A 14,770-nucleotide genomic window follows, 5' to 3' on the forward strand; every position below is an offset into this window, starting at 1 on the left:
TAGAAGCATGCCCACCGCTCGGAATGAGCGGTGGGAAGCTGGATTACACTTTTGTTTCGATATACGCGACGACGTCGCCGACCGTTGCGAGTTTCTCTGCATCTTCGTCCTCGATCGTGATGTCGAACTTGTCTTCGAGGTCCATGACCATTTCCATCACTTCGAGCGAGTCCGCGCCGAGGTCGTCCTTAAACGATTTGTCAGCCGTTACTTCTGCCACGTCTACGCCGAGCTTCTCGGCCACTGCTGCTTGTACGTCTACTAAGATTTGTTCTTTTGTCATGATAAAATCCCTCCAGATTAAAGTATATAAAATGTGTTGTGATTGGTAAAGTTCTGTTTTACGCCATTGTCATGCCGCCGTCGACGGCAATCGTTTGACCGGTGACGTAGGCGGCTTTGTCTGATGCGAGGAACGAGACGAGGTTCGCCACTTCTTCGACTTGACCGAAGCGATTGAACGGGATTTGCCCGAGCGTCGCGTCGCGTTGCGCTTCCGTGAGCGCATCGGTCATATCGGTCTCGATGAATCCAGGACAAACGGCGTTGACCGTCACGTGGCGACCGGCAAGTTCACGGGCGACCGACTTCGTCAATCCGATAAGTCCAGCCTTCGCCGCCGCATAGTTCGCCTGGCCGGCATTTCCGGTAATGCCGACGACCGAGGCGATGTTGATGATGCGCCCAGTAGATGACTTGAGAAGTGGGCGCGTCACGGCTTGTGACGTCAAGAACGCCCCTTTCAAGTTCGTCGAGAGCACATCATCAAAATCGGCCTCTTTCATGCGCATGAGCAATCCGTCACGCGTGATGCCGGCGTTGTTGACGAGACAGTCGAGACGACCGAACGTCTCAATCGTCGTCTTGACGAGCGCCTTCACATCATCGGCGTTCGAGACGTCGGCCTGAACGGCGATCGCCTCGCCACCATTTTCTTCAATCGCGGCTACGACCGCGTTTGCTTTCTCGACACTACCCGAGTAATTCACGACGACCCGAAAGCCGTCCTCCCCTAAACGCTTCGCGATGGCGGCCCCAATTCCTCGGGACGCACCGGTCACGATGGCTACATGGTCATGCACGTACTTCTCCTCCTAACGATGCCACTTCCTCTAACGTCGTCACTTGCTTGAGCGTCACGTTCTTGTCGATTCGCTTAATCAAGCCTGAAAGCGGCGAGCTCGGCCCGAATTCGATGAACGTATCGACGCCTGAGTCAATCGCTTTACGGACACAATCCTCAAAACGGACCGATGCGTACAGTTGCTCGGCAAGTAACGCCTTTAGCTGATCCGGGTCCGTATGGACGTCAGCATCGACGTTCGAGACGATGCCGATTGACGCCGGCTTGAACGGCGACGACGCTAAGACGTCTTTGAAGCGTGACGCAGCAGGCATCATGTAGGCGCTATGGAACGCCCCTGAGACGTCGAGCGGCAAGACACGTTTCGCGCCCGCTGCCTTCAGTTCCGTCTCTGCTTGCTTAATCGCGTCGACGTGCCCTGAGATGACGAATTGACCCGGACAGTTATAGTTGGCGATTTGTACAAGGTTGCCGCTAGCACTGATTTTTTCGGTGACGTGGAACGCTTCGGCGACATCGGTCATCCCGATCACCGCTGCCATCGTCCCGTCTTTCACCTCGGACATGAGTTTCCCGCGTTCACGTACGAGAACGCTCGCCTCTTCCAAATCGATGACGCCCGCGATGACGAGGGCCGCATATTCGCCGACGCTGTGACCGATGACGACATCTGGCGCCGCCCCGGTCTCCCCATACGCGAGTGCGAGCGATGCCGCATGCGCCACGATGGCCGGTTGGGCCACCTCGGTCTGTTGAAGCTCTTCTTTCGACCCGGCTGCCATCACATCGAGTAAGTCAAACCCGAGGCGACGACCAATCGTTTGTAACGTTTCAGGACGGTCTAAGAACGTTTGGCCCATGCCGACGGCTTGTGAGCCTTGTCCCGGAAATATCCATGCTGTCTTCCCCATGTACTCACCTTCTTTACGTTAATCTGCGGTCTTCGCAGTGGCTTGTTTGATTTTAGCGACGACGTCGTGCTCCACCATGATTTTCGCTTGTTTGAGCGCGCTCATGATGGCGAGGGCGTCGCTCGATCCGTGGGCCTTGATGACAGGTGCGTTGATGCCGAACAATCCGGCCCCACCTTGCTCACGGTAATCTAGCGTCTGTTTCAATTTTTTCAACTTCGGTTTTAAGACGAGAGCAGCAAGCTTCGAGACGACGTCGCTTGTGAATTGCTCTTTCATCATCTTCATGAGCATCGACGAAGAGCCTTCGACACCTTTCAATAAAATGTTTCCGGCAAATCCTTCCGTCACGATGACGTCGACGTCGCCTGACATCGCCTCTCGGGCTTCGACGTTACCGACGAAGTGGACCGGTGCTTGTTCAAGGAGGGGGAACGCTTCTTTCGTCAGCGCATTTCCTTTCCCTGCCTCGGTCCCGATATTGAGGAGTGCGACGCGCGGACGACTGACACCGCGGACGTGCTCCGCATAGAGCGAACCCATGATGGCGTAGTCGACCAAATGTTCAGGCTTCGCGTCGGGGTTCGCCCCGACGTCTAGAATGACGACGCCGCTTCCCGTATATGTAGGGAACGTTGGCGATAGGGCCGGGCGTTCGATTCCTGGAATCCGTCCGATGACGAATAACGAGACCGCCATGAGCGCCCCAGTATTACCCGCTGACACGAGTGCGTCGGCTTTCCCGTCTTTGACGAGTTGTGCCGCCACGACGAGCGAGCTGTCTTTTTTACGGCGAACCGCCCGGACCGGCTCGTCTTCTCCGGTGATGACTTCACTTGCAGGCACGATTGTGACCCGCGAATCGGTCAATCCGTAGGAAGCGAGCTTCACCGCGTCCCCGACTAAAAAGAGTTCCATTTGTTCGTTCGGGAAGCGGTCGACGAATTGCTTGACGCCATCCACGATCGCTTTCGGGGCATGATCCCCGCCCATTGCATCGATTGCTAACTTCATGCTTGTTCCTCCTCACCGCGACGATAAATCGTGAAGTCTCCACTGAAGACACATTCATCGCCGACATAACTTTCCACTGTGACGTCCGTCCGTCCGTCCCGACGCAGTTTGATCACACGAGCCTTGGCAACGACTCGCTCACCGAGATGCACTTGGCGACTAAAGCGGATTTCCGCTTTAGTGGTCAACGCCAATTCATCGTTGATGAGCGCCACCGCTAACGAGTTGGCCTGGGCGAACAAGACGTGCCCCCGGGCGATTTCGTTGCGGCTAAAGACGTGTTCTCGCTCTATGTCGAGGACCGAGATAGCCGATTCGTCAAGTTTCAAGTCAATCATATCACCGATGACCTCGCTCATCGCGAGCGACTTCACTTCATCGAGGTGTTCTGAAGCAACATGCTTGATCCGTTCCCGTACTTCCGGAATCTTTAGCTCCATCCGATCGAGTCGAATCGTTTGAATGCTGACAGCGAACTGTTTGGATAGTTCGTCGTCCTTGATGAACGGGTTTTGTTCAATCGTTTCTTGCAGCAAGCGTTGCCGCTCTTTCTTAGGTACCCGCATTCAGTTCCCTCCTAAACTCTATGCTAAAGAACTTAATACCTGGTACTAATAGCAGTATATATTCTTTAGGTTTTATTTTCAAGTGTTATTCTAACCTTTCGCCGACGAGCAAATCGAGACGCTTCAAATAGTCGCGAAGCGGTCCGTATGCCGGTTCGTGCCAAAACGTGTCGCTACCGAGCAGACGGACCGCGTCTTGCATCGCGACCTCCATTACTTTCAGGTCGAGGACGGGATCGGCGACACGGAAGCTCGGCAGGCCGCTCTGGGCCGTCCCGAAGAAGTCACCCGCCCCTCGCAGCTCGAGATCTTTCTCGGCCAAGACGAAACCGTCGTTCGTCTCGGTCATCGTCTTCAGGCGCAACTTCCCGACGTCCGATTTCGGGTCGCCGATTAAAATACAGTACGATTGGTCGGCACCCCGTCCGACACGTCCTCTCAATTGGTGCAACTGCGCCAAGCCGAACCGTTCGGCGTCGTGGATGATGATGAGCGAGGCGTTCGGTACGTTCACGCCTACCTCGACGACCGTCGTCGAGACGAGCACTTTTAACTCAGCGGCCGCGAACGCCTTCATGACCTCATCTTTTTCGCTACTCGCCAACTTCCCGTGCATGAGACCAATCGCCGTACTCGGGAAACGCTGTTGCAACAGTTCAAAGAGCGCCGTCGCACTCTCGACTTCGAGCGTATCCGATTCCTCGATGAGCGGCGCGATGACGTACGCTTGGCGCCCGAGGGCGAGTTCCCGTTCGACCATCGTATGGACGCGTTCGATTTGGTCGGGTTTGGCCCAATACGTCTCAATCGGTTTTCGACCGGCCGGCATCTCGTCAATCGTCGACACGTCCATCTCCCCGAACGCGCTAATCGCGAGCGTTCGGGGAATCGGTGTTGCCGTCATGTAGAGCACGTCGGCGAGTTCGGCCTTGTCGCGAAGCATTTTGCGCTGTTCGACGCCGAACCGATGCTGTTCATCCGTGATGGCCAAGTGTAATCGATTGAACTCGACCGGTCCTTGAATCAACGCGTGCGTCCCGACGATGATATCGATGTCCCCCGATTTGATGGCGGCGAGCAGTTCCGTCCGGGCTTTACCTTTGACCGAACTCGTGAGTAGCGCGACGCGGATGCCGTACGGCTCGAAAAGGGCTTGAAGTGACGCGACGTGTTGTTCGGCCAATATCTCAGTCGGGACCATGAGCGCCCCTTGGAATCCCGCTCGCACGGTCGCATACAAGGCAATCGCGGCAACGACGGTCTTCCCGCTCCCGACATCCCCTTGTAACAAGCGGTTCATCCGTTCTGGCCGTTCCAGGTCGCCGATGATTTCCCGGACGACGCGCGTCTGCGCACCGGTGAGCGGAAACGCCAACTGTTTGACGAACGCGTTCAACTGTTGCTTGTCGAGTGTGAGGGCGCGTCCTTTCCCGGACCGTTCCATTTTACGAAACGCCTGCAACTTCAATTGATAGAGCAGGCACTCCTCATAGACGTAACTGCGGCGCGCTTGCTTGTACGCGTCGACCGATTCCGGGAAATGCATCCCTCTAAGCATCGAGGCCCGGTCTTTGAGACGATAGCGTTCACGGATTGACGTCGGCAAACGGTCCTCGAACGTCGTCACTTCGTTGAACGCGAGCTTGACGATCCGGCTGAAGTTCTTTTGGGTCAGGCCGGCTCGGAGCGAGTAAATCGGTTGGAGCCCATCCGACAATTCCCCGAACTCGAGATCGGTCGCACTGATCGTCATCCGGTTCATATCCCATTTCCCTTTGACCGTCACGGTCGATCCGAGCGTCAATTTGTCTTTATAGAACGCGCGGTTGAACATCGTCACGTGCACGACGTACCGCTCCTCGAGTAAGAGCCGGAACTGAAGCCGGTTCTTCCCTTTACTATAATAGCGGACGAGCGGTTCGGCTTGCACCGTGCCGCTCCATTTGACGAGATCCCCATGCACGGCCGTCGTCACCGTCCCACTATTATAGTTCTCATAACGAAACGGGACGTGCTCAAGCACGTCCTCGATTCGTTCGAGACCCATCGCCTCTAATTTTTTGGCCATTTCCGGCCCGATACCTTTTAGTGTCGTGAGCGGCTCACTTCTCGACATTTTCTTTCGCTCCGAAGATGTTTTTCTCGAGTCGACGAGCCGTCGGTGTGTTCGCCAATCCGCCACGTGCCGTCTCTTTGAGCGCCGTCGGCATCATTTGACCAATCTCATGCATCGCCGAGATGACTTCGTCACACGGGATGCGCGACGTGATGCCCGCGAGCGCCATATCGGCCGCAACGACCGCATTGGCGCCGCCCATGGCGTTTCGTTTCACGCACGGCACTTCGACGAGCCCGGCGACCGGGTCACAGACGAGCCCGAGCATGTTTTTCAAGGCGATTGCGAACGCTGTCGCCGACTGTTCTGGCGTCCCGCCGGCAGCTTCGACGATTGCCGCAGCCGCCATTCCCGTCGCGGAACCGACCTCGGCTTGACAACCACCGGCCGCACCAGAGATTGAGGCGTTGTTCGCCACGACGAACCCGAACGCACCGGACGTGAACAAGTAACGGACCATCGCTTCACGGTCCATCTCAAGCCGGTCTTTCACCGCAAAGAGTGTACCCGGTACGACACCAGCGCTCCCTGCCGTCGGCGTCGCACAAATCCGTCCCATCGCAGCGTTCACTTCGTTCGTCCCAATCGCTTTGGCGACCGCATCTAAAATCAAATCGCCGGCGAGCGATTTCCCGGACCGGACGTAGTCTTGCATGAGCACGGCATCGTTGCCTGTGAGGCCGGTGACGGACGTCACGCCTTGGAGCGCACGCTCGACCGCTTCTTCCATCACCTCGAGGTTCCGTTCCATCATCCCGAACACGTCCTCGCGGGACGCCCGACGTACGTGCATCTCTTGCTCAATCATCACTTCCGAGATCGGGACGCCTCGTTCCGTCGCCGTCCGGACCAATTCTTCTACTGATTTAAACATAATCGATTCTCCTTATTCCCCAAAGATGGTTACCCGTTCGATTTGTGGTAACCGTTCAATCTCCGCCAACACGTCTTTTGATAAATGTTCATCAATCTCGATCGCCATAAGCGCTTGTTTGCCTTTTTCATGGCGGCTCACTTCCATATGGCCGATGTTCAGTTCGTGCTTGGCGAGGATGCCCGTCACCGCCGCAATCGCCCCGAAGCGATCATGATGCAAGACGACGAGCGCCGGGCCACCGCCAGATAGTTTCAGCGGGAAGCCGTTCAACTCGGTGATTTCAATCGTACCACCACCAATCGAGATTCCGACGATTTCAAACGTCCCGTCCTCATCCTCGAGATGGACGCGGGCCGTGTTCGGATGGTCCGTCAATGCATCGCTCGTCTCGAACCGGACCTCGATTCCGCATTCGCGAGCGATGTCAAGCGCTTGTGGGATGCGCAAATCGAACGTATCGAATCCCATGATGCCGCCGACGATGGCGACATCGGTCCCGTGTCCGCGATACGTGTCGGCAAAACTACCGTAAAACGTGATGCGGGCGACGCGCGGTTGCCGACCGAACAACTTCCCAGCCATGAGACCGATACGCGCGGCGCCGGCCGTATGCGAACTGGACGGTCCGACCATGACCGGACCGATGATATCAAACACACTGCGATATTTCATCGCATTTCCCCCTTTCAAAAAACCCTACCTTCATTATACAGAAGGTAGGGCCGAGATACAGCTTATTCCACACTAAAAATATAGGAGTAGAGCGGTTGCTTCCCGTCATGAACTTCGATTTCAATCTCATCGTTCTTCGATTCGATATAAGCCGACAGTTCCGCGACGTCTTCAGCCGATGAACCTTCTCCTGTTAAAATCGTGATAATCTCATCGTCTGCATCGATGAGCGCGTCGACGAGTTGTTTTGCCGCTTCGAGACTCGAAGCCGACGAGGCGACGATCTTCTTCTCGGCAATGGCCATATGGTCGTCTTTCCGAATCTCGACACCGTCGATACTCGTATCACGGACGGCGTACGTCACTTGGCCAGACTTGACCGCACTTGCCGCCGATTTCATGCCTGACTCGTTCGTCTCGACGTCCGCCTCTGGATTGAAGGCGATTGCCGCTGCGAGTCCTTGTGGGACCGTCTTCGTCGGGATGACCGAGACACCGCATGGGGCGACCGAAGCTGCTTGCTCCGCTGCCATGATGATGTTTGAGTTGTTCGGGAAGATGAAGACGTGCTCGGCGTTCGCCGCTTCGACTGCCTTGACGATATCTTCCGTCGATGGGTTCATCGTCTGCCCGCCTTCGATGACGTGTGCTGCTCCGAGTGAGCGGAACAAGTCGCTGACGCCTTCACCCATCGCAACCGTGACGATTGCGTATGGCGCTTTTGGTTTCGGAGCTGTCGCTACTGGAGTCGGTTGGACACCGTGTTGGTTCGCGCCGTGCTCTTCTTCGAGAATCGTCGAATGCTGTTGACGCATGTTCTCGATTTTGACCGCGACGAGCTCGCCGAAACGTTGTCCTTTCGTGATGACGTCTCCTGGCGTCTCGACGTGGACGTGAACTTTGAGCAATTCTTCGTCGGCGACGACGAGGAGCGAGTCTCCGAGTTCAGACAGTTCGTTCCGGAACGCATCTTCATTGAACGGTGCGTCTTTCAACTTCTCATCTTGGAAACGAACCATGATTTCCGTGCAGTAACCAAATTCGATGTCTTCGGTCGACATGAATCCTTGGGCCGCATGGGCGTGATGTTCGGCTTCGATGAGCGCGTCCATGACTGGTGTGTGCGGTTTTTCAAGTTCTTTCCCTTCGAGCGTGGCAAGGAACCCTTCATAGATGACGAGTAACCCTTGTCCACCAGAGTCGACGACGCCGACTTCTTTCAATACCGGAAGCAAGTCCGGTGTGCGATCGAGCGACGCTTTCGCCTCGGCGACGATTCGCTCCATCAACTCGTTGAAGTCACTTGTCGACTCGGCCGCGACGAGTGCCTCGTCTGCCGCTTCACGGGCGACCGTCAAAATCGTTCCTTCAACCGGTTTCATGACCGCTTTATACGCCGTATCGACACCGCGTTTGAGCGCCTCTGCGAAATCGAGAGTCGAGAGTTCTGACTTGCCTTCAATCGACTTGCCGAATCCACGGAATAATTGACTTAAGATGACGCCTGAGTTCCCACGCGCCCCCATCAATAACCCGCGCGCAAATTTCGCCGACACGTCGGCCGTGTTCTCCGTGTTGAGTGCCGCGACTTCCTTCGCTCCTGACGTCATCGTCAAGTTCATGTTCGTTCCTGTATCCCCGTCTGGGACCGGGAAAACGTTAAGCGAATCCACGTAATCCGCATTTTGACTTAAGTTGGCTGCTCCGTTTGCAATCATGTTCGCGAGCACCAATCCATCTAGACGTTTTAAACCCACACCAAATCCTCCTCCGTTTCCGTCAGTCATTCGTCAGCCGAACGCCTTGGACGAATATGTTTACTGACGAAACGTTTAATCCTAACGTTTCACCGAGCGTGTACTTCACGCGACTTTGCACGTTATATGCCACTTCTGACACTTTCGTACCGTAGCTGACAATAATGTGCATGTCGATATGTACATCATCACCATCTTGTCGTACGACGACACCGCGCGCGTAGTTCTCACGTTTCAATAGTTCCGCGATTCCGTCTTTCAATTGAGCTTGAGACGCCATGCCGACGACTCCGAAACATTCCATCGCCGCGCCACCCGCGAGTGTTGCCACGACGTCGTTCGTAATGTCAATATTGCCATATGTTGTCTTCATATCAATTGCCATATGGAGTAGCCTCCTTCATTCGGAATGATTCCTTCACTACATTCTACAATATCTACCTCGTTATTTAAAGGACCTGCTCCTAAACTCGGTCAATTGTGGTCGTAACCCTCATCCATTATTAAAATCCTTACCAGTAATGTCAAGTTTTTTTCTTGTCATACTATTATTTTCTAGTTGCATCGGGAAAAAACCCGTGCTAATATAAACGAGTGTCTATTAGGACGAACCCACATAAAAAAGGAGGGGAAACGCATGGCACGTAAATGCTACGTAACAGGTAAATCACCTAAGTCAGGTAACAACCGTTCGCACGCACTCAACAAGACGAAACGTACTTGGGGTGTAAACGTACAAAAAGTTCGTATTCTCGTTGACGGTAAACCGAAACGCGTTTGGGTTTCAGCTCGCGCTCTTAAATCAGGTCTCGTTGAACGCGTATAATCTTATACACGAACGAAACAAATCCCAGCGGCATGCGCCGATGGGATTTTTTTATGCTTATTTTTTGACGTACAAGACGAGGACCATACCGTCATGTACGACGAGTTCTGCCGTTTTTGCGTCCCACTCGTTTGAAATCGTCAACGCCTCGTGGCTGACGACGTCGTGACGGTCGAGCGGGTATTTGACGCCACGGATCGTGACGTTCGCCCGCTTCCATGGAATAAGCGACAAATAATGGTCGTCACGCCGCGCAAGCGCGTGTCGGCCCTCCCGTGCGAGAGAGACGATTTGGCCGTCGGCATAAAGACACATCTCCGGGTAAGCCTCGAGCAACCCGATGTTCCCGAGCGTCATGTCGAGCCTGCCTCCGAGCGCCCCGTAGACGAGCATCTCGTCAGCCCCATGCCCGCGTGCCGCCTCGAGGGCGATCTCGAGGTCGGTCACGTCTTTTTCAGACGGATAGCGTAACGCCTCATCCGGTACGACTCCCGTGAACGAATCGAAGTCGCCGACGACGAGGTTCGGTTCGATCCCTTGGGCGAGGAGCGTCGCGTAACCCCCGTCGACAGCGATGACGTAATCGACGTCGTCGGGAAGAGACGGAACGGGTGACGGACTAGCCGCCACAATCAAGACACGCATTAGCGGACGTCCCGCGTGGCGAGCGTCGCGAAGCGCGGCGCCGTCGTGAACAAGAGCACGAGCACGATCGTCGCAATCAAGAAGGACGGGAGCATATACGTCATGTTATAGCCGAGCGAATAGGCGACGACCGGCCCTTCCGCATATTGGGCGAAGAAGACGATTCCCGACAGGACGTGCGCGGCGTAACGGAGGAGCGAACCGAGGAGCGCCCCGAGCACCAAATAGAGGACGAGCGTCTTTTTCGAACCGTCTTTGGCGGCCCGTTTCACTTGTCCGGCGAAGACGCCCGCCATCCCGACGAGGCCATACGCGAACGTGTAGTCGACTAAAAATTGGACCGGCGTGAAGATGTAGGCGCCGAACAGCAGTTGGAGCGTCCCGACGAGCGCGCCGGTCGCGAGACCGCCTTTTAATCCATGGCGATACGCCATCACGAAAATCGGCAACATGACGAGTGTGATCGACCCACCTTGCGGCATCCGATACGGCATGAGCAAATCAAAGATCAAGGCGAGCGCCGAGAAGAGTGAAATCTCAATCAGCGCCTGTAGTGTTAATTTTTGTTTCATTTTCCATTTCCCCCTTTATCGTAAAGAACGACAAAAAGCAGCATGACGTAAACGCCATGCTGCTTGGATTCGCAACGTGCATTTTCGCCACATCCCTACGTCCGTGTGAACGGAACAGGTTCAAAGGGTTAGCGCATGCCTCTCAGCCACAGATGTGACACCCCTTGCGACAATATTTGTTGTTCTATCCTCGATTATACACGAGATGCGTTGCGAATGCCATCGATTGCTGCTTTATAGTCCGGTTCGTTGTAAATCGCCGAGCCCGCAACGAGGACGTCAGCCCCTGCGTCGATGCACAGTTTCGCCGTCGTCGCGTTCACGCCGCCATCAATCTCGATTTCAAAGTCGAGCCCACGTGCTTGACGCATCTCGCGGAGTGCCGCGATTTTCGGAACGACCGACTCGATGAACGCCTGCCCCCCAAAGCCCGGGTTCACGGTCATAAGAAGCACCATGTCGACGTCTTGGACGACATGCTCAATCGTACTGATTGGCGTATGCGGGTTCAAGACGACCCCACTTTTCGCCCCGGCCGCCTTGATTTGTTGCAAGACGCGATGTACGTGATTCGTCGCCTCGACGTGGATCGTGACGATGTCCGCTCCCGCTTTAATGAAATCATCGACGAACCGTTCCGGCTGGTCAATCATCAAGTGGACGTCCAATACCATGTCGGTCTTTTGACGTAAGCTCGAAAGGACAGGCAAGCCAATCGAGATGTTCGGGACGAACTGTCCGTCCATGACGTCAAAATGGATATAATCGGCCCCGGCCGTCTCGACCGCTTTCACTTCTGCTTCTAGGTTGGCGAAGTCCGCCGCTAAAATCGATGGTGCAATTTTAATCATCAGTTCAGTACCTCCGTTGTCTATCGTTAATCTCTTCCATAAACGTAACATAGTTGTCGTAACGAGTGGAAGCGATTTCGCCCGATTCGACGGCCGCCTTGACGGCACAGCCCGGCTCGTTCACGTGGGCACAGCCCCGGAACTTGCAGTCGTCATGTCGTTCGACGAACTCGGGGAAGCACCAACGCAACTCTTCCGCTTCGAGCTCTTGTGGGAACTCGAGGCTTGAGAAGCCAGGCGTGTCGGCGACGAGACCACCGCCGAGTTGAATTAGCGTGACATGACGCGTCGTATGCTTCCCGCGGCCGAGCGACTTCGAGATTTTCCCGGTCGCAAGCTCAAGTTCAGGCGCGACGGCGTTCAACAGTGAACTCTTCCCGACACCGGTCTGACCCGCGAACACGCTCGTCTTCGCCTCGAACAAGTCCCGTATCGCCTCGACCCCAGACCCTCTCTCTGTCGACGTCTCGATGACGTCATAGCCAATCGACCGATAGAGCGAAGCCGCCTGTTCAATTGCTTCCATCTCATCCTCATTCAGCAGGTCCATCTTCGTCAACACGATGATCGGATGAATCTGTTTCGATTCAATCAAGACGAGAAAACGATCGAGCAAGTGATACGAGAAAGCCGGTTCCTTCACCGAGAACAGTAAGAACGCTTGATCGATATTGGCGATCGGTGGTCGGACGAGGTGGTTCGACCGCTCGTCAACGGCTAAAATGTAGCCGGTCCCGTCTTTTTGATCTTGAATCTCAACATCGTCTCCGACGACCGGCGAGATGTTGCGATTACGGAAATTTCCGCGTGCACGACAGCGAATCTCTTGCTTTGTTTCTGTCATGACATCGTAAAAACCGCCTTGTAGGCGAATGATCGTTCCTTTCATCCTGTTTCCTCCTAGAAAAAGAGGTGACGCGCACGCCACCTCTTTGTTATTGTGCATCCTTCGCTTGGGCGTACGTGACCGTGTCGGTCCGAACGACTTCCCCATCGACTTCAATCGTCGCCGTCCCGACTTCGTCAGGCGCGATGACGAGCGTATAGGAGTATGTCGTCGTCTCCGTTATCTTATCACGGAGCACTTCAATCTCGCCACGCGCATCGACCGTCCGAATGACGACCTCGACGGGCTCAGGCGTCTCGCCTTCTGCCGGTGGTTCAATCTCAACGCTCACTTCTCGTTCGATGGACGCATCCGTCGGTTCGACACCGAGCGAGACGATGACCGTCAATTCCGTACCTGGGTCAACGGCCGTGCCTGCTGTCGGCAGCTGGCGGATGATTTGGTTCGAAGGTACGCTCGTCGAATACTCGTCACGCTTGACGATTTTCAAGTTGTTTTGTTCGGCGTACGTCGTCGCTTCTTCGAACGTGTAACCGGCCAAGTTGGCAAGTTCGATTTTATTGCTGCCCGTCGACACGACGAGCGTGACCGTCACTTCTGACGGGACGACTTCTTCGCCCGGAGCGAGCGATTGTGAGATGACATCTCCGTTATCGACCGTCTCCGAAGCTTCTTTTTGGATGTCGATATCCGTGAAGTCCAAGTCTTTTAACGTTCGCTCTGCCGCCGACTGGGACAACCCTTCGACGTCCGGCATCCGGACCGTCTCTTTCCCTGCCGAGACGACGAGCGTGACCGTCGTACCGCGTTTTGGCTTCCGTCCGGCCGGTGGATTTTGTGAAATGACGTTACCAGCTTCGATGTTGTCACTAGCCCGTTCCGTCACATCGACGACGAAGCCCGAAGCCTCGAGTTCTGTCGTCGCCTCGTCTTCAGTCATTCCGACGACGTCAGGTACGACGGACCGTGACATCTCGTCTGCGACGACATACGCCCCGATTCCACCGCCGATGAGTAACAGCGCGAGCAATAACCAGAGCCACCATTTGCGTTTCTTCGGCTTCTTGGCGTCCGGTTTCGGTTCGACCGGTGCGACCGGTTTTGACGGCTGCTCGCTCGGTGGCGTCGTCTCTTCCGCGACGACCGGTGCCATGACCAGCGTCTGGTCGAACGCATCTTGTTCCGCATTCACTCGTTTCGGCTCGTTCGCGCGCGCCGGATCGAGAGAAGTCATGCAGTCTTTCTTGAATGAGGCGACCGACGTGTGTCGTGCGCCAGGCGATTTCGCGAGCGCCTGCATGATACAGTTCTCGAGCGCTTGCGGAATTTTCGGGTTCAAGTCCATCGGTCGAATCGGGTCGTCTTGCAGATGCTGAAGTGCGACGGCGACCGGTGTCTCTCCGATGAACGGAACACGTCCGGTCACGAGTTCGTACAACACGGCACCGAGCGAATAAATATCCGATTTCTCGTCGGCGAACTTTCCACGTGCCTGCTCTGGTGAGAAGTAATGGACCGAGCCGAGCACCGACATCGTATGCGTGAGCGTCGCGTTCGACATGGCGACGGCGATTCCGAAGTCGGTCACTTTCACGTTCCCGTTTTGGTCGATCATCATGTTTTGCGGTTTGATGTCGCGATGGATGATTCGGTTCGCATGGGCGTGGTCAATTGCATCACAAATCTGTCCCATGATGCGTAACGCCTCTTCGACAGATATGTATTCTTCTTGCAAGTATTGTTTGAGCGTCATCCCATCGACATGTTCCATGACGATATAATAGATGTCTTGCTCATCCCCGACGTCATAGATGGCGACGATGTTCGGATGGTTGAGGCTAGTTGCCGCGTGGGCTTCTCGTTCGAACCGTCGGATAAACTGTTCGTTATGCGAGAATTCAGATCGTAACACTTTGATGGCGACAGTACGGTTCAAAATCTCATCGTGGGCCCGATAGACATTTGCCATACCCCCGCTGCCGATTTGCTGTTCGATCCGATAACGATCGTTAATTCGTTCTCCGCTTCGCAT

The 14,770-nt window shown here is 55.2% G+C and carries 16 protein-coding genes and 1 riboswitch; of the genes, 1 reads left to right on the forward strand and 15 read right to left on the reverse strand.

The genetic code is table 11. From position 1 onward, the window contains the following. Positions 1-43 precede the first annotated feature (43 nt). From acpP to KNP76_RS01050, 10 genes are all read right to left on the reverse strand, one after another. Positions 44-283, reverse strand: coding sequence for an acyl carrier protein (gene acpP, locus KNP76_RS01005; RefSeq protein ID WP_034808956.1), 240 nt, complete (start codon positions 281-283; stop codon positions 44-46). Between the two features lie 58 nt (positions 284-341). Continuing rightward, entirely contained in the window at positions 342-1,082 is a 741-nt protein-coding gene (fabG, locus tag KNP76_RS01010; protein WP_214842169.1) for a 3-oxoacyl-[acyl-carrier-protein] reductase, read from the reverse strand. Further along, positions 1,075-1,995, reverse strand: a complete 921-nt coding sequence (gene fabD, locus KNP76_RS01015; protein ID WP_034815067.1) for an ACP S-malonyltransferase — start codon at positions 1,993-1,995, stop codon at positions 1,075-1,077. Before fabD ends, fabG begins: the two co-directional genes overlap by 8 nt. An 18-nt stretch (positions 1,996-2,013) precedes the next feature. Next, complete coding sequence (gene plsX / locus KNP76_RS01020) at positions 2,014-3,009, reverse strand: phosphate acyltransferase PlsX (RefSeq protein WP_034808962.1); 996 nt, start codon at positions 3,007-3,009, stop codon at positions 2,014-2,016. Next, a complete protein-coding gene (fapR, locus tag KNP76_RS01025) occupies positions 3,006-3,575 on the reverse strand; it encodes a transcription factor FapR (protein WP_034815065.1) in 570 nt (189 codons plus the stop codon). Before fapR ends, plsX begins: the two co-directional genes overlap by 4 nt. A gap of 85 nt (positions 3,576-3,660) precedes the next feature. Continuing rightward, positions 3,661-5,691, reverse strand: coding sequence for an ATP-dependent DNA helicase RecG (gene recG, locus KNP76_RS01030; RefSeq protein ID WP_214842171.1), 2,031 nt, complete (start codon positions 5,689-5,691; stop codon positions 3,661-3,663). Beyond that, positions 5,678-6,565, reverse strand: a complete 888-nt coding sequence (gene sdaAA, locus KNP76_RS01035) for an L-serine ammonia-lyase, iron-sulfur-dependent, subunit alpha (RefSeq protein WP_034808968.1) — start codon at positions 6,563-6,565, stop codon at positions 5,678-5,680. The genes recG and sdaAA overlap by 14 nt, the downstream gene beginning before the upstream one ends. Before the next feature lie 12 nt (positions 6,566-6,577). After that, positions 6,578-7,240, reverse strand: coding sequence for an L-serine ammonia-lyase, iron-sulfur-dependent subunit beta (gene sdaAB, locus KNP76_RS01040; RefSeq protein ID WP_214842173.1), 663 nt, complete (start codon positions 7,238-7,240; stop codon positions 6,578-6,580). Between the two features lie 62 nt (positions 7,241-7,302). Further along, the gene (locus KNP76_RS01045; RefSeq protein ID WP_214842175.1) at positions 7,303-8,997 is read right to left on the reverse strand and encodes a DAK2 domain-containing protein; all 1,695 of its coding nucleotides are present in this window, start codon (positions 8,995-8,997) and stop codon (positions 7,303-7,305) included. A gap of 22 nt (positions 8,998-9,019) precedes the next feature. Then, positions 9,020-9,382, reverse strand: coding sequence for an Asp23/Gls24 family envelope stress response protein (locus tag KNP76_RS01050; RefSeq protein ID WP_034808973.1), 363 nt, complete (start codon positions 9,380-9,382; stop codon positions 9,020-9,022). 252 nt (positions 9,383-9,634) lie between these two features. Here KNP76_RS01050 and rpmB point away from each other — a divergent pair, with 252 nt between their 5' ends. Further along, positions 9,635-9,823: a 50S ribosomal protein L28 gene (gene rpmB / locus KNP76_RS01055; RefSeq protein ID WP_015881349.1), complete on the forward strand. Its 189-nt coding sequence runs from the start codon at positions 9,635-9,637 to the stop codon at positions 9,821-9,823. 57 nt (positions 9,824-9,880) lie between these two features. Here the strand turns inward: rpmB and KNP76_RS01060 are convergent, their stop codons facing one another. From KNP76_RS01060 to pknB, 5 genes are all read right to left on the reverse strand, one after another. Further along, complete coding sequence (locus KNP76_RS01060; protein ID WP_034808974.1) at positions 9,881-10,468, reverse strand: thiamine diphosphokinase; 588 nt, start codon at positions 10,466-10,468, stop codon at positions 9,881-9,883. Next, a complete protein-coding gene (gene thiT, locus KNP76_RS01065; RefSeq protein ID WP_034808975.1) occupies positions 10,468-11,040 on the reverse strand; it encodes an energy-coupled thiamine transporter ThiT in 573 nt (190 codons plus the stop codon). Before thiT ends, KNP76_RS01060 begins: the two co-directional genes overlap by 1 nt. Positions 11,041-11,115: 75 nt before the next feature. Then, a riboswitch (TPP riboswitch) is annotated at positions 11,116-11,215 on the reverse strand. Between the two features lie 19 nt (positions 11,216-11,234). Then, entirely contained in the window at positions 11,235-11,891 is a 657-nt protein-coding gene (gene rpe, locus KNP76_RS01070; RefSeq protein WP_034815060.1) for a ribulose-phosphate 3-epimerase, read from the reverse strand. Between the two features lie 4 nt (positions 11,892-11,895). Then, positions 11,896-12,780 (reverse strand): ribosome small subunit-dependent GTPase A, encoded by an 885-nt coding sequence (gene rsgA / locus KNP76_RS01075; protein ID WP_214842177.1) that lies wholly within the window; start codon positions 12,778-12,780, stop codon positions 11,896-11,898. A 46-nt stretch (positions 12,781-12,826) separates the two neighbouring features. Beyond that, positions 12,827-14,770: a Stk1 family PASTA domain-containing Ser/Thr kinase gene (gene pknB, locus KNP76_RS01080; protein WP_214842179.1), complete on the reverse strand. Its 1,944-nt coding sequence runs from the start codon at positions 14,768-14,770 to the stop codon at positions 12,827-12,829.

Source organism: Exiguobacterium sp. s150 (assembly GCF_018618435.1).
Lineage (GTDB): Bacteria > Bacillota > Bacilli > Exiguobacteriales > Exiguobacteriaceae > Exiguobacterium > Exiguobacterium alkaliphilum.

Bases quoted from the DNA above. Each gene is read 5' to 3' on its own strand.
- acpP (WP_034808956.1), bottom strand. From the start codon at position 283: ATGACAAAAGAACAAATCTTAGTAGACGTACAAGCAGCAGTGGCCGAG.
- fabD (WP_034815067.1), bottom strand. From the start codon at position 1,995: ATGGGGAAGACAGCATGGATATTTCCGGGACAAGGCTCACAAGCCGTC.
- plsX (WP_034808962.1), bottom strand. From the start codon at position 3,009: ATGAAGTTAGCAATCGATGCAATGGGCGGGGATCATGCCCCGAAAGCG.
- fapR (WP_034815065.1), bottom strand. From the start codon at position 3,575: ATGCGGGTACCTAAGAAAGAGCGGCAACGCTTGCTGCAAGAAACGATT.
- recG (WP_214842171.1), bottom strand. From the start codon at position 5,691: ATGTCGAGAAGTGAGCCGCTCACGACACTAAAAGGTATCGGGCCGGAA.
- sdaAA (WP_034808968.1), bottom strand. From the start codon at position 6,565: ATGTTTAAATCAGTAGAAGAATTGGTCCGGACGGCGACGGAACGAGGC.
- sdaAB (WP_214842173.1), bottom strand. From the start codon at position 7,240: ATGAAATATCGCAGTGTGTTTGATATCATCGGTCCGGTCATGGTCGGA.
- KNP76_RS01050 (WP_034808973.1), bottom strand. From the start codon at position 9,382: ATGGCAATTGATATGAAGACAACATATGGCAATATTGACATTACGAAC.
- rpmB (WP_015881349.1), top strand. From the start codon at position 9,635: ATGGCACGTAAATGCTACGTAACAGGTAAATCACCTAAGTCAGGTAAC.
- KNP76_RS01060 (WP_034808974.1), bottom strand. From the start codon at position 10,468: ATGCGTGTCTTGATTGTGGCGGCTAGTCCGTCACCCGTTCCGTCTCTT.
- thiT (WP_034808975.1), bottom strand. From the start codon at position 11,040: ATGAAACAAAAATTAACACTACAGGCGCTGATTGAGATTTCACTCTTC.
- rpe (WP_034815060.1), bottom strand. From the start codon at position 11,891: ATGATTAAAATTGCACCATCGATTTTAGCGGCGGACTTCGCCAACCTA.
- rsgA (WP_214842177.1), bottom strand. From the start codon at position 12,780: ATGAAAGGAACGATCATTCGCCTACAAGGCGGTTTTTACGATGTCATG.
- pknB (WP_214842179.1), bottom strand. From the start codon at position 14,770: ATGCGAAGCGGAGAACGAATTAACGATCGTTATCGGATCGAACAGCAA.